We start from the raw sequence: 12626 nt of genomic DNA on the forward strand, positions 1-12626 counted from the left end.
ATGTCTGCGGAAGAAAAAAAACACGATCGCATGGCATCACGGCTGGCGATCATCATCAGTCGCCTGCTGATGGGGGAACAATTATCGGTACAGGCGTTGTCTCTGGAGTTTCAGATCTCTGAACGCACCCTTCGTCGAGACTTTCGAGAGCGTCTGAGTTGTCTGGAACTGACATACCGACAGGGAAACTGGTCACTGGCCCAGCCGCTTTCCGGCATTCACACCAACAGAGCGATCCTTCACTTTGCCCGTGCCACCAGCATAGAGCAGTTGTTTCCGGCAATGGATAACAAGCTGATAGCGGTGCTGACCGACAGTAGCATCCCGTCGCCCTATATCGTCTGGCTTTCGCCTCCAGGGCGTAAACCGACACCCTTTGGTGGTTTCTGGCGCATTACACAGGCGATCCTCGACCGTACTTTACTGGACTTGACCGTGGATACAGAACAGTACCGCTGGTTCGCCCCCTATCGTCTGATTTATTTCGAAAACAGCTGGTATCTGCTGGGCGAATACCAGCAGCAGGCTTATGTCTTTCGACTAGAAAGCATCGCAGATGTCTGTCTGACGAAAAGGCAATTTCTGCGCAGGCGGCAAATTGATGCGCTGACCACCGATCCACATTTTATTCGTTCTTTACCCCACTTTCAGTACTTGCGAAAGGTACTGGCTGATACTGCAACAGAAGGAAAACCATGAAAAAAATAACACTTTTACTGATGCTTCTAGCCTCCACACAGGCTGATGCAACTGTAAACCAGTGGACCAGAACCTGGGTTCAGGGTGTCACGGAATACCGCATACAGGGGAAAGATGGCGCTGAACTGCTGCTGACCTGTTCACCGGATGACAATGCGTTCGTGCAGTACTCCGCGCCTGATGGCAAAACGCTCACCAGCGGCAATGATAATGGGCGCAGCGTTCAGGCACAGGTCGACAGTGGCGATACGTTCCTGATTAACGACACGTTTTCTGATGCCGGTGGCAGTAACTTCGAAGCCTTCTGGGATGCTGCCAGAAAATCCCATCGTATCCATATAACGGCGACCGGGCTGCCCTCCGCCACCTTCACCTTCAGCAATGCCGCAAAGATTCTGCCTGAGTTTGATAAGTCAGGATGTCTGACACGCATGTGAGCCTTTATTGCTTCAACAAAAATAAGGAAAAAATAATGAAAACAACAATGAGTGCCCTCGCCGTGGCACTGATGATTTCACCTCTACTGCACGCCGCAGAGGCCCCGCTCAGGATTGGTCTTGAGCAGGTTAAAAATCCGTATTACCCGAATCTACATCAGCAGCGTGTTCATGTTCAGTCGCTGACTGATAACGTCACCATTAAGGATATTGTCATTAACCGAGGTAACTGCCCTATTCAGAAGATGCCCACAGTCTACGCAGGTAGTAAGCCTGTATCACTGGTACCTTCAACATTGCCTTACGGGAAAGAGATTGCCGTCTACATTAAAGGCCCATGCAGTGTGGCGGAGATTAACGTCATCACCAGTCAGGGGGACTGGCTGATGAAGTACTAGTTTCGATTGAACAATATCTGGTCTGACAACTGATTGTCAGACCCTGTTGTGCTATCAGTCGTAATATCAAAGAAATCAGGTATTAATACTGCGTATTAATAGCCATTATAAACCCCTCCCCCGTAAGGTCCCTCCCCTTATGAAGGATTCGCCATACTATATATCTCATTATTTCATTATGTTAGCATCCTACCACTGCTTGTCTGACTGCTTTGTGCCAAGAGCGGACGTTATTAACTGAACGTAGATTTAATTTTAGGCGTAGATCAATAGCCTCTTTTTCCACACAACATAATGCTTAAACCATTTTTAAACGGCAGGTAAATCAAAGTAGAATGCTTGTAAACGCTCAGTTACGCGGTGCGTGACAAATCGGTTATGCAACCTCAAAGTGAACGTACTACATTCTGACAGGAAGAATTATGGCTCATATCAGCGCCGTCGTAACCCTACGACCAATTCGATTCGCATTCCTCGTTAAACCTAATGACAGTAAACGGTTACTGGAAATCTTCCAAATAAACACATGCCTTTGGGGCGGTAAATTTAACCCTATCATTCCAATTTTTGGCCATGTGCCTAAATGGTGGGATAGGGATGACTACAAACCTGAGAGCGCTTTGCAGATCGTCAATGGCTATCTTGATGCTTTCGAACCTGATTTCCTTGTAGAAGCTGAAGCAGGGCTGGCTAAAGGGTTTGGCTATGATCCAGACCGAGTACTGCAACTTTCAGCCATGCTAAGGCGATCTGATGAACTGCGGGGTCAAGCTGGGCTTGATGTCTTCGACCTATATAAAGATCTGTATAAGAAACAATTTCAATTCGTGCGTCGACATGAGCACAATATCGTGGAACTCATACCTCGGACGAATGCATTGAAGTCGTTCTGTGCTTGCCTATCTGGCAGCTTCCCTGAGGATGAAGACCTTAAATATTTTGGCCAAGGTTTCTGTGATGCTTTTGATCCCAAACAGGTTGAATTATCCCCAGAAGCTCTAGTAGACCTGTACAAGGATGGATTTAATTCAGCACTACAAATCGGTCACTCGAATATTGAGGTTAATTATCATGACAATGCGGATCCAACGCTCTTTGTCATGGATGCACATGACTCGCGCGATCTTATTGACTTCTGGAACCTTCGCGCTATGCGGAAATATGTCCGACCAATTCCACTCCAATGGATTGATGCGCTTTCCCCATACTGCAGAGAATACATTGAAGATTGCCATCGCCCCGTTCGAGGGAATCAATTTGGCTTAATGACTCATGCTACCGTAATGTTTGCAAGATCTATCCCTACTGCGAATATCGAACAACTTTACGCCGACTATTTGCGGGTTAATCAAGATGAGGCAAATAGGCGTCAAGATTGGTATCCACCGATTTGGCGACCATCATCTGGTTTTACAGTTCGCAGTACTCGACCTACTCTATCCTGTGCAGAAAAAACGTTTGACACACAAATCGAAGGTGACCGAACCGAAGTTCGATTTGATTATCTCCATCCAGAATTCACTGAAAGATATGGTGCCAATGATGCTCGCTGGGTGAACGTAGTGAAATTAAAAAATTGGTCAAATACCAGTCGGGCTGCAACCGTTTATCCTTGTAATTACAGGTCGCCCAAGATGCCACGTTTCCAGTCAATACAGAGAAGCATCTTATCTACAACTGAAGGTTTTGTTGTATTTTGCCGTTTCCATAATATGTCCGATCTCTGGCGTTTGAGTGACGGCACAACGGCGATAAGTGAATGGCTAAAAAACAATGGAGTTGAAAGCCAAATCTCCGATGCAGGACAAGCTACACAGCAAATTATTAATACGCTCGGAGGTTTCAGGGGAATTAGTAGTTTTGCTCATGCAGAGATAGTGAAACTTCTCAATAAAATTTCTCGACGGCCCATTTCACCCTCAATTCAACACCAAGAATTTCAGAACAAAATTAATAATGTGGTGAAGGGTGATATATGGCGAAATAAAAATGCTGAAACTTTAGTTGAGCTTGGTGCTGTTGAGCTTGGCTTGGAGTTAAAGTGTGCAAAATGCTCTACTTGGGGATGGCACGCGCTACGCGAACTGGATCTTGTAGTAGCATGCGGCCTTTGCCTAAATAAGTTTAGCTTTCCAATGATCGATCCAAGTTCGAGTCAATTTTCCCGTTGGGCTTACAGGTTGATAGGCCCCTTTGCACTTCCCGATTATGCTCGTGGGGGATACGCCGCATCCCTAACGCTAAGATTTCTCGCCAACACATTTGGAAATCATGATGCCACGATTACATGGTCAACCGGCCAAATACTGACATTGGCCCCAAAACAATATATTGAAGCTGACCTAATACTCTGGCACCGACGCAAAGTTTTCAATGAGCTGGATCACCACGCAGAACTCGTATTTGGAGAGGCTAAAAGCTTTAGGGGCGAGAATTCCGAAGAGAAAAAAGCTGTTGCTGATGCATTTGAAGTTGAAGATGTAGAAAGAATGAAACAACTTGCTATCCGCTTCCCTGGCGCAATTTTGGTTTTTGCAACCATGAAGCAGGCAGGAGATCTTTCCCCGGCCGAAATTCAGCGAATTACAAAACTCGCGTCTTGGGGGCGTGAATACATCCACGAGCGCCGACAAACAAGGGCTCCTGTAATACTCTTAACTGGTCTAGAGCTGTTCGCACCATATTCGCTTTCTCAAGCCTGGGATGCTGCAGGTGGCCGCCATGCTGAAATGGCAAAGGGACACTTCGGCTATACAGATAATCTTCGCGTTCTGGCCGATATGACACAGCAGTTATACCTTAACATGCCGGCATATAGCGAATGGTTACGAGCAAAGTGGGAAAAAAGAAATCAGCGTCGTCAAGTGCGACAAGCTGCTGCGGTGCCAGCACGAGATGCTGGAGATCATTAATGTAATCCAAGAGTGCGGAAAACCGGATGCTAAATCCTCCGGTTTTCCACATGAACACAATGTCTGCTTCTCGCTCATAGCAGACATTAGCTAGCTGTTGCATCCCCCAACAACAAAGAGTTTTCCCCTGCAACACCAAATCAATGCAGAAAGGCCGCGCTTCTTCACCGGAAGCGCGGCCTTTCTACATTTATGCCATTAATCAAAAAGGAGTTTTATCATGAAATTAGCCAGCCGCTTTGGCCGAGTTAACCAGATTCGCCGCGACCGTCCACTGACAAATGACGAGTTGATGGCCCATGTACCCAGTGTATTTGGTACCAACAAGCACGAATCCCGCTCGGACCGCTACACCTACATTCCAACAATCACACTGCTTGATAGCCTGAAGCAGGAAGGTTTCCAGCCGTTCTTTGCCTGCCAGACCCGAGTGCGCGACCAGAGTAAGCGAGAGCACACCAAACACATGCTGCGCCTGCGCCGTGAAGGCCAGATTACTGGCAAACAAGTACCGGAAATCATTCTGCTTAACAGTCATGACGGCTCCAGCTCATACCAGATGTTGCCGGGGCTATTTCGTGCAGTTTGCCAGAACGGGCTGATTTGCGGTGAGAGTTTTGGTGAGGTACGTGTGCCGCATAAAGGCAACGTGGTGGAGAAAGTCATTGAAGGGGCTTACGAAGTGCTCGGGATTTTTGACCGGGTGGAAGAGAAGCGCGATGCCATGCATTCGCTTTTGTTACCGCCACCAGCACAGCAGGCGATGGCGAAAGCGGCATTAACCTATCGCTTTGGTGAAGAGCATCAGCCGGTGACGGAATCGCAGATCCTTTCCCCGCGCCGCTGGCAGGATGAAAGCAACGATCTGTGGACCACTTACCAGCGCATTCAGGAGAACTTGATAAAAGGCGGACTGTCAGGACGGACGACGAAAGGTCTGCGTGCTCAAACCCGAGCTGTCAAAGGTATCGACGGAGATGTAAAGCTCAATCGCGCTCTGTGGGTGATGGCTGAAAATATGCTTCAACTTGCTTCATAAACGACTTTTACTATTACCTGTAAGGCCCTGTCATGTCAGAGATAAATCTACCTCCTGATCTTCCGGTAACTGAAGCACGCACTATTCGTCGTGCTCTCCGCTTACTGGAAAAATATCAGCGCCAGCCTGGCGAACAATTTAATTCTACTACCTTCACGAAAACCTGGCTGCAACTGCGTCTTGCCCTGCAGGAGCGCGAAGTTTTTCTTGTTTTATATCTCGATAATCATAACCGTCTTCTGGAATGCGAGACGCTCTTTACGGGCACGATTAACCATACCGAAGTCCATCCACGCGAAGTGGTGAAACTGGCACTACGACATAACGCTGCTGCTGTGATTCTGGCCCATAACCATCCATCCGGAGAGACAGAACCGAGTAAGCAGGATCGAAATATCACTCAACATCTGGTGAAAGCGCTGGCAATGGTAGAGGTGCGGGTGCTGGACCATCTTATTGTTGGCATCGATGTGCTTTCTTTTGCTGAACGTGGCTGGCTATGAGGCTAACCATGAAAATCATCGATAAAAAAGCCGCGATGGCGATTCAGCGACAGCATCCGAATTCCCGGATCTTTCGCTACTGCACGGGCAAATACCAATGGTACGGCAGCGCCAGTCATTACACCGGTCAGGATGTCGCGGAAATTTCCGGTGTGCTGGCGGTTTATGCAGAACGCCGTCGTGACAACCACGGTCCGTATACACGCCTGATGTGCATAACCACCAACTGACATTTAATAAGGATTAGAAAAATGCAAAATTCATGGGGACTGAAGCGCGACATCTCGCCGTGCTTCGGTGCAAGGCTTGTGCAGGAAGGCTGTCGCCTGCATTTTCTGGCAGACCGTGCAGGTATTAGCGGTGCGTTTAACAAGGGGGAGGCGCTTCGTCTGGATCAGGTATTTCCGCTAGTGATGAAACAGCTTGAATTGATGCTGACAACCGGTGAACTGAATCCGCGCCATCAGCATTGCGTCACGTTGCATCATAACGGACTCACCTGCGAGGCCGATACTCTCGGCTCTCACGGCTATGTTTACATCGTTATTTATCCTCAGGCATCTGCAACCAGGTAACACCTTCTCTTCTTTTATCAGGACTCAATTCATGCACATTGCATCTGTACCGGCCACGGTGCCGGTTTCGTCACGCCTGTCGCCCGTACAGGTCTGGCAGAAACTGTTAACGTATCTGCTGGAGCACCATTACGGCCTGACACTTAGCGACACGCCATTTCATGACGAAGCAGCCATTGAGGAGCATATCGATGTAGGAATAACGCTTGCCGATGCTGTTAATTTCCTGGTCGAAAAGTACGAACTGGTTCGTATCGATCGGAAGGGATTTTCATGGCAAGAACAGACCCCCTTTATTACCGCAACGGATATTCTACGTGCCAAAAAGAGCATCGGGCTGTTGCCCAGATCTTAAATTATTCTAAGTACATGCTGCTCATGTGTTGCTATTTCCGCTACAGTAGCGGAAATAGCAACGGCATCGCATCTGACATTTGAAAAAATCGAATTAGTATTGATAATAATTCTCATTTCACCGCAAACTAAGATCGAATCTTTATGAGCCCCTAAGTGTTGCAAACCAATCTCTCATTTCTCACAAAAAGAAGACGGTAAAAATTTTAGGCACCTTCTTAGGCACCATCGGAAAATTGAATTAGAAGTTAATATAATAAATTCATTGAATTACAAACCCAATTCAGACTCCGCCAGCCCACCAAAATTCTCCATCGGTGATTACCAGAGTCATCCGATGAAGTCCTAAGAGCCCGCACGGCGCAAGCCCTGCGGGCTTTTTTGTGTCTGTCGTTGTCCGAGGGCAACCAGCTTAATCCAGAAAAATTGATGTAGCTCTCGCGTTTAGGAAAAGGGCTCGTCGTGCCCTCGATTGCAATTTCTGTTTACGAAATTTATACCGCTGAGAATAAGGTCTCAGAATCGGGGCGGCAAATAGCGATTAACGCCGCAGACTGCGTAATGGCGGGATTGATGTGTGGGCCAGATGCACCTGTTTGTGTACTTATTGGTGGTTTTGTCAGCGGTGCTCTTGCAGTATGGGAGATGGGTAGTGTGTGGAATTGATTATGCAACAGGTTAATTCAATATCTCTGGTAAAGGGTCAGGAAGCGACAGATTTATCCCAGGCGCAGCCTAACGTAGTGATCAATGGCAATAGCACAGACATTATTGTACCAGGGCAAATACTGGAAGCAGCTGTTCAGGTTAATGATCATCGCTATATCTTTTTTTAACGGATGACATTATTTTCGAGGAGTCACTGACAATTGCTCTTATCGATGTTAAGGATGGCGTTAAAGAAATCGTCCGTTTGGGTAATGAGTATTCGACGGGAAGTTTTGAGGTATTATCCGTTACAGTAGCTAGTATCAATTTCAGATTCATTGGTAATTTTCTCTGGACAGTGAACAACGTCGACTCCCCGCGCTTAAGGCTTCCTTTTGGTTCAGACCCCAAGGTGTAAAACGAGAGGCTGGCCTGAAAAAATACATGACGATTTCAGCCACTCCTGCGCCAGAGAAAGTTCGTTGATGCGACTTTCTGCAAAGCGCAACGTCAGTACGTTAACATTGTAAAGGCAACGACAAGACCTCTTTTTATGTAGCTCGTAAAGCTACATTCTCCTGGAGGTGCCAGTGTCTATTCACATGCTCAATTTATCCAGGCATAAGTCTGGAAAAACTCAGTAAATCAACACCCTTAACAGAATCTATAGTTCCGAAATTACGCCCCCCGCGTATACTGCATTCACGCCACCGAAAAACACCTGAACGCAAAAGGATTCGCCCCCATGACAGCGTCCTCAAACCGCATCGCAAGCCAGGCTATCGTGGCTCTCACGTTTTTGCTCAGCGGCTGCGTTTACCATGATTATCCCTCCCCTCGTATTGAGGGCACATTGAATAACGCAGGGAAACCGCTGCCCCGGGTAACCGTTTCGTTAGTAGAATTCGACCGACAAATAGCCACGACACAAACGGATAATAATGGGTATTTTTCTTTCGTACCGCAGGGTGACTGGCATGTTTTTATACCCGTCGGACCGCAAGATCGCCTGAGTAGCTGGACACTGACAACAATCGACCATCTGGGACAGAAACGCGATATTTACACCTCCCGACGCTTTGGCGGGCCTTTTTCAGGCTATTCCAGGAGCGACAGCGTGAAACTGTTCTGCGAACTCTCCCCAACAAGCGGCGAGAGTCAAAATATATTTTGCGAAGCTCAGTGAGTTAATTAACTTTACTCATGGCCAAAAGCCACCAGTAATAGGGATATACACGCCCCTGGTACACGGCATTCAACCTGAAAGTAATTAATTCCTCTGCGTAACTAAATACGCTTCACGGCATAACGCCAAAATAACATTACAGTTTTTTCCTAAAGCCACGCCGCTTCGTCTGTGCCATGCTGAATCACGCTCATAACCGATAACGTTAAATGAGGATATTATGAAAAAAACAATTATCGCATTATCTGCCGTTCTGCTGGCTTCCCCAGTATTTGCTGCGACCACACATGCAACTGACGATACCGTCGCTGCGGCGAAGGCAAACGCCAACGACGCGAAGCAAAAACTGCACGAAGAGCAGAATAAAGGCGAAGAGCTGAAGCTGAAACAGAAGCATGCTGCAGAGGGTAAAACTGAAAACTTAGGCAGCAAGGTCAGCGAAGATTCCCAGAAAGCCTGGCATAAAACCAAAGAAGGCACCGAGAAAGGGTGGGATGCCACCAAAGAAGGTGCTGAGAAAGGCTGGAATAAAACCAAAGAAGGTGCCAGCGAGCTGGAAAAGAAAGTCACTGAGTAATCCCTTCGAGAGGCCGCAGACGCGGCCTTTTTTATTCCCTCCTGCCCTGCTCCCTGCAGACTAAACTTGACTCAGGGGGACTCCATCATGAACAGCGAACACACCGCACCTGAAACCCAGGGCGTTACCGTTGAATTACTCTCCGTCGTCGATCTGGGTCCGGAAATAGCGGGCATGGCCGGGCGCCAGCTTCGCATGCGCAGGGTCACTCTCGCTCCCGGCGCGGTCTTTGGTCCGGTGCATAATCATATCGACAGACCCGGCACCGTATTTATCCTTGAAGGTACCATCACCGATCATCGTCACGGTATTGCGACTGATTACGGTCCCGGTGTCGGCTGGCCGGAAGATCACAACACGGTCCACTGGCTGGAAAACCGGGGTCCGGTAACCGCCGTCGAGATCTCGGTGGATATTATTAAGACGTCCTGACGCCTAAAAGCCGAATAGATCCCCGGGGTTGCGCGTTAACGCCTTGCCACCCCTAAAGAGATCCTGAGATGCTGCGACGCCTGGTTATTCTGTTCGTGTTGCTCTGTCCGCTGGCGCAGGCCGCCCCGCAGAGCTATACCATTGATACTGAAAACACCGCCATACGGTTATCCTGGCACGCCTTCGGGGGGATCCTCTCCTGGGCCAGATTCAGTGGCGTCACGGGTTCCGTAACGCTTAACCCGGATAAGGATATCGATGACCATATTCATGTCACCCTTCCCGTGGCCACCCTGGTTGCCTCAAACAGCCTGCTCACCTGGCAACTGAAAAGCGACATGTTTTTTGAATCTGAACGTTATCCTGTTATCGAATTTATCAGCTCACGCGTGGTCGCTCAGGGTTCAGGAACGTTCAGGGTGTTCGGAACATTGACCGTACGCGACATTGCCCGCCCGGTCATTCTGGACGCCGTCGTGAAAGATCCGCACGCGCCGGTCCTTACGCTGGATGCGACAACAACCATTTCGCGCGCGGCCTACGGCATGGATAAATTTGCGCTGGTCGTTGATGACAGGATTGCCATCACCATTGCGATTCAGGCTAACGGTATCCCGTCATCCTGAAATCAGGCTTTGCAGCTGCTCTGCACTGCCCCGCAACTGTGGGAGCGGGTTGCGGCCGATCAGCACAAACTGATATCCCGCTTTCTGCCACCACACCAGGTTCATGTCGTGCCGCTGTTCCTGTTGAGCGGCTGTCGTTGTCTGCTCTGCCGGGGAGATACACAGCGCCATTGGGCCGTAGTCGGCATTTATCCAGGCTATTTGCGCGATAGAGGTGGTTTCATAGCGCAGCATGCGGACCATTTTAAGCTCTGCTCCATGCAGGATAAGCTGTGACGCCTGAAGTTGCAGGCCGATATCCTGCGCTGCCCGTTCCAGCCCACGCTGCAGAACATGCGGCGCGCTGTCCATATCCAGCAATGTCTCGACGCTGTAAAGCGACATGTATTGCGCTTCGAGGTCACGAATATGGGCGTTTTCATCAGAAGGTGCGAAAGCGGGTCGCAACCCATATCCCACGCCGGAACCGACCACCAGGAAACTGACCGATGCGGCAATGAGTGCGCGCCGGCTTACGCCAGCCGGGGTAGCGGGCTTCGGATCGGGCAGTTCCGCCAGCCGGGCCTGCATCTTCTCCAGAGGAGCATCATCCAGCATAGCGGCAAACGCGCCGGGGTAATCCGCATTGCTTTTCATTAACTCGGCGGTCCGCCCGGAGAGGCGCTCGTCACGTCTCAACTCTTCTTCAAATTTTTGCGCGTCGGCATGACACATCTCGCCATCTATCCATGCCACGATAGCCTCATCGTTATAGGGCGCTGTAAAACGGTGCGCGTTCAAGAGCGTTTCTCCTTAACAGGGGGCATGGCATCGGCAGACGCTGCCAGCGTTGCCCGTGCCGTCGCCAGTCGGCTCATTACGGTACCGATCGGCACCGCCAGGGTGTTCGCGGCTTCCTGATAGGTAAAGCCTTCGACATACACCAAAAAAACCGTGTTGCGCTGGGCTTCCGGGAGCGCGTTGACGCGCTGCATCACCTTCAGGTAATGCAGGTGCGTCTCATCCTGTTCACGGGTATCCGGTGCCAGAAGCTCATCGCTGGCGACAAACCCCTGCCCCTGACGAACATGGCGTGCCCGAAGCTCAGAGATCCAGATGGAGTGCAATATCGCAAACAGCCACCTGTCGATACGTGTACCGGGCATGTACTGACTGCTTTTTTCAAGCGCGCGCACGCAGGTGGACTGAACCAGCTCTTCGGCGACATCCCTGTTTCGCGACAACACCAGCCCATAACGCCAGAGACGTGAGAGGTGTGCGGCTAACTGTTGGCGAACCTCACGGGTAGCGATGTGTTTTCCCTCCACGAGAAAATCAGGATTCCGGATGTCCGTTAATGGCAGCCTGCAGGTCACGGTACTCTTCACAGGACTGGCCGCAAATACCGGCAATCACTTTCAGTTGCTCTTTGGCCAGATCCGGACGTCCCTTGACCATCCACGCCTCGCCCAGATATTCACGGGCTTTGGCATAATCCGGGGCGATAGCCAGCGCACGCTGATAGTAACCGATACCTTCATCCGTACGACCCAGTTTGCGGGTGGCATACCCGCGATAGTTCCATGCTTCAGCCGTGTTGTTATTTTTTAGCGAATCAAGAAGGTTCAGCGCCGCCTGGTACTCGCCTTTTTTAGCAAGGTGATAGGCATAGTTGGTTTTGTCCTGATCGCTAAGGCTGCTGCTCTTATCGGGCACACATTTCTGAGTTGCACTGTCATACACCTGTCCGGACGGACAGTCGGGTGTTTTGCTCTCGGTACTATTATCGCCCATCGCCAGCGCGAGAGGAGACAACAGGGAAAAAATCAGCACCGGGATCAAACGCACAGAGGTGGTGTTCATAAAAGGCTCCAGGGTGAATGGGAATGACGTCAGTAAACGCGTGAGCGATGCATTTTATTCATTCCCGGGCCCCTCTTTTTTTCTCAGAATCATGTTGACGTCGTATCCCCATTAAATGTTGAGCGGGATATTTTATCTTTACTCCCTGTTAGTTATTATTTTTCTCTCAGTAGCAGAATCCCGGCACCGCACAAGAATATATTTTTAATTAATTACCAACATAATATATGTTATATCAAAAACGTTACCCTAACTTAAACGCACATTAAGCCGGCATAAACAATAGCGTTTAACGCCATCCTATAAAAAGTCCCCTGCTAAATATTTATTCATGGCAAATGATAAAACACCGCAATTTACAAACAAATAAAAATACAATAAATACAACAAGTTATATT

Annotated in this window: 17 protein-coding genes; 14 read left to right on the top strand and 3 right to left on the bottom strand. The window is 49.1% G+C overall.

Annotated features, from left to right (window positions below):
• The 14 genes from QMG44_RS17985 (at window position 1) to QMG44_RS18050 (ending at window position 10386) form a co-directional block, all read left to right on the top strand.
• Complete coding sequence (locus QMG44_RS17985; RefSeq protein ID WP_281853219.1) at window positions 1–699, top strand: YafY family protein; 699 nt, start codon at window positions 1–3, stop codon at window positions 697–699.
• Window positions 696–1136 (top strand): hypothetical protein, encoded by a 441-nt coding sequence (locus tag QMG44_RS17990; protein WP_248201956.1) that lies wholly within the window; start codon window positions 696–698, stop codon window positions 1134–1136. Before QMG44_RS17985 ends, QMG44_RS17990 begins: the two co-directional genes overlap by 4 nt.
• 35 nt (window positions 1137–1171) lie before the next feature.
• Window positions 1172–1534, top strand: coding sequence for a hypothetical protein (locus tag QMG44_RS17995; RefSeq protein ID WP_007665145.1), 363 nt, complete (start codon window positions 1172–1174; stop codon window positions 1532–1534).
• Window positions 1535–1956: 422 nt separating this feature from the next.
• Entirely contained in the window at window positions 1957–4446 is a 2490-nt protein-coding gene (locus QMG44_RS18000) for a hypothetical protein (protein ID WP_281853220.1), read from the top strand.
• A 220-nt stretch (window positions 4447–4666) separates the two neighbouring features.
• Window positions 4667–5485, top strand: coding sequence for a DUF932 domain-containing protein (locus QMG44_RS18005; RefSeq protein WP_265002792.1), 819 nt, complete (start codon window positions 4667–4669; stop codon window positions 5483–5485).
• A gap of 32 nt (window positions 5486–5517) precedes the next feature.
• Entirely contained in the window at window positions 5518–5988 is a 471-nt protein-coding gene (gene radC, locus QMG44_RS18010) for a DNA repair protein RadC (RefSeq protein WP_265002791.1), read from the top strand.
• An 8-nt stretch (window positions 5989–5996) separates the two neighbouring features.
• A complete protein-coding gene (locus QMG44_RS18015; protein ID WP_007665151.1) occupies window positions 5997–6218 on the top strand; it encodes a DUF987 family protein in 222 nt (73 codons plus the stop codon).
• A gap of 21 nt (window positions 6219–6239) precedes the next feature.
• The gene (locus tag QMG44_RS18020) at window positions 6240–6563 is read left to right on the top strand and encodes a type IV toxin-antitoxin system YeeU family antitoxin (protein ID WP_265002789.1); all 324 of its coding nucleotides are present in this window, start codon (window positions 6240–6242) and stop codon (window positions 6561–6563) included.
• 31 nt (window positions 6564–6594) lie between these two features.
• On the top strand, window positions 6595–6918 hold the full coding sequence (locus QMG44_RS18025) for a toxin (RefSeq protein ID WP_265002788.1): 324 nt from the start codon (window positions 6595–6597) through the stop codon (window positions 6916–6918).
• A gap of 667 nt (window positions 6919–7585) precedes the next feature.
• The gene (locus QMG44_RS18030) at window positions 7586–7753 is read left to right on the top strand and encodes a hypothetical protein (protein ID WP_226777971.1); all 168 of its coding nucleotides are present in this window, start codon (window positions 7586–7588) and stop codon (window positions 7751–7753) included.
• Between the two features lie 557 nt (window positions 7754–8310).
• A complete protein-coding gene (locus tag QMG44_RS18035; protein ID WP_232937729.1) occupies window positions 8311–8751 on the top strand; it encodes a carboxypeptidase-like regulatory domain-containing protein in 441 nt (146 codons plus the stop codon).
• 220 nt (window positions 8752–8971) lie between these two features.
• Complete coding sequence (locus QMG44_RS18040; protein WP_014171277.1) at window positions 8972–9328, top strand: hypothetical protein; 357 nt, start codon at window positions 8972–8974, stop codon at window positions 9326–9328.
• A gap of 87 nt (window positions 9329–9415) precedes the next feature.
• Window positions 9416–9760 carry a cupin domain-containing protein gene (locus QMG44_RS18045; RefSeq protein WP_032680443.1) on the top strand — a complete coding sequence of 115 codons (345 nt, stop codon included), beginning with the start codon at window positions 9416–9418 and terminating at the stop codon, window positions 9758–9760.
• Window positions 9761–9828: 68 nt separating this feature from the next.
• Window positions 9829–10386: a YceI family protein gene (locus tag QMG44_RS18050; RefSeq protein ID WP_025203421.1), complete on the top strand. Its 558-nt coding sequence runs from the start codon at window positions 9829–9831 to the stop codon at window positions 10384–10386.
• Here the strand turns inward: QMG44_RS18050 and QMG44_RS18055 are convergent.
• The 3 genes from QMG44_RS18055 to QMG44_RS18065 are packed head-to-tail and all read right to left on the bottom strand — an operon-like array spanning window position 10378 to window position 12228.
• A complete protein-coding gene (locus QMG44_RS18055) occupies window positions 10378–11166 on the bottom strand; it encodes an anti-sigma factor (protein ID WP_047356646.1) in 789 nt (262 codons plus the stop codon). The genes QMG44_RS18050 and QMG44_RS18055 overlap by 9 nt on opposite strands.
• The gene (locus tag QMG44_RS18060; RefSeq protein WP_086532192.1) at window positions 11163–11693 is read right to left on the bottom strand and encodes a sigma-70 family RNA polymerase sigma factor; all 531 of its coding nucleotides are present in this window, start codon (window positions 11691–11693) and stop codon (window positions 11163–11165) included. Before QMG44_RS18060 ends, QMG44_RS18055 begins: the two co-directional genes overlap by 4 nt.
• A 7-nt stretch (window positions 11694–11700) precedes the next feature.
• Window positions 11701–12228, bottom strand: a complete 528-nt coding sequence (locus QMG44_RS18065) for a tetratricopeptide repeat protein (protein WP_032678808.1) — start codon at window positions 12226–12228, stop codon at window positions 11701–11703.
• Window positions 12229–12626 lie beyond the last annotated feature (398 nt).

Origin of the sequence: Enterobacter sp. 200527-13 (assembly GCF_027924865.1) — a bacterium.
Classification (GTDB): Bacteria; Pseudomonadota; Gammaproteobacteria; order Enterobacterales; family Enterobacteriaceae; genus Enterobacter; species Enterobacter ludwigii.

Excerpts from the sequence above, each read along its gene's own strand:
- QMG44_RS17985 (WP_281853219.1), top strand. The coding sequence starts at position 1 with ATGTCTGCGGAAGAAAAAAAACACGATCGCATGGCATCACGGCTGGCG.
- QMG44_RS17990 (WP_248201956.1), top strand. The coding sequence starts at position 696 with ATGAAAAAAATAACACTTTTACTGATGCTTCTAGCCTCCACACAGGCT.
- QMG44_RS17995 (WP_007665145.1), top strand. The coding sequence starts at position 1,172 with ATGAAAACAACAATGAGTGCCCTCGCCGTGGCACTGATGATTTCACCT.
- QMG44_RS18000 (WP_281853220.1), top strand. The coding sequence starts at position 1,957 with ATGGCTCATATCAGCGCCGTCGTAACCCTACGACCAATTCGATTCGCA.
- QMG44_RS18005 (WP_265002792.1), top strand. The coding sequence starts at position 4,667 with ATGAAATTAGCCAGCCGCTTTGGCCGAGTTAACCAGATTCGCCGCGAC.
- radC (WP_265002791.1), top strand. The coding sequence starts at position 5,518 with ATGTCAGAGATAAATCTACCTCCTGATCTTCCGGTAACTGAAGCACGC.
- QMG44_RS18015 (WP_007665151.1), top strand. The coding sequence starts at position 5,997 with ATGAAAATCATCGATAAAAAAGCCGCGATGGCGATTCAGCGACAGCAT.
- QMG44_RS18020 (WP_265002789.1), top strand. The coding sequence starts at position 6,240 with ATGCAAAATTCATGGGGACTGAAGCGCGACATCTCGCCGTGCTTCGGT.
- QMG44_RS18025 (WP_265002788.1), top strand. The coding sequence starts at position 6,595 with ATGCACATTGCATCTGTACCGGCCACGGTGCCGGTTTCGTCACGCCTG.
- QMG44_RS18030 (WP_226777971.1), top strand. The coding sequence starts at position 7,586 with ATGCAACAGGTTAATTCAATATCTCTGGTAAAGGGTCAGGAAGCGACA.
- QMG44_RS18035 (WP_232937729.1), top strand. The coding sequence starts at position 8,311 with ATGACAGCGTCCTCAAACCGCATCGCAAGCCAGGCTATCGTGGCTCTC.
- QMG44_RS18040 (WP_014171277.1), top strand. The coding sequence starts at position 8,972 with ATGAAAAAAACAATTATCGCATTATCTGCCGTTCTGCTGGCTTCCCCA.
- QMG44_RS18045 (WP_032680443.1), top strand. The coding sequence starts at position 9,416 with ATGAACAGCGAACACACCGCACCTGAAACCCAGGGCGTTACCGTTGAA.
- QMG44_RS18050 (WP_025203421.1), top strand. The coding sequence starts at position 9,829 with ATGCTGCGACGCCTGGTTATTCTGTTCGTGTTGCTCTGTCCGCTGGCG.
- QMG44_RS18065 (WP_032678808.1), bottom strand. The coding sequence starts at position 12,228 with ATGAACACCACCTCTGTGCGTTTGATCCCGGTGCTGATTTTTTCCCTG.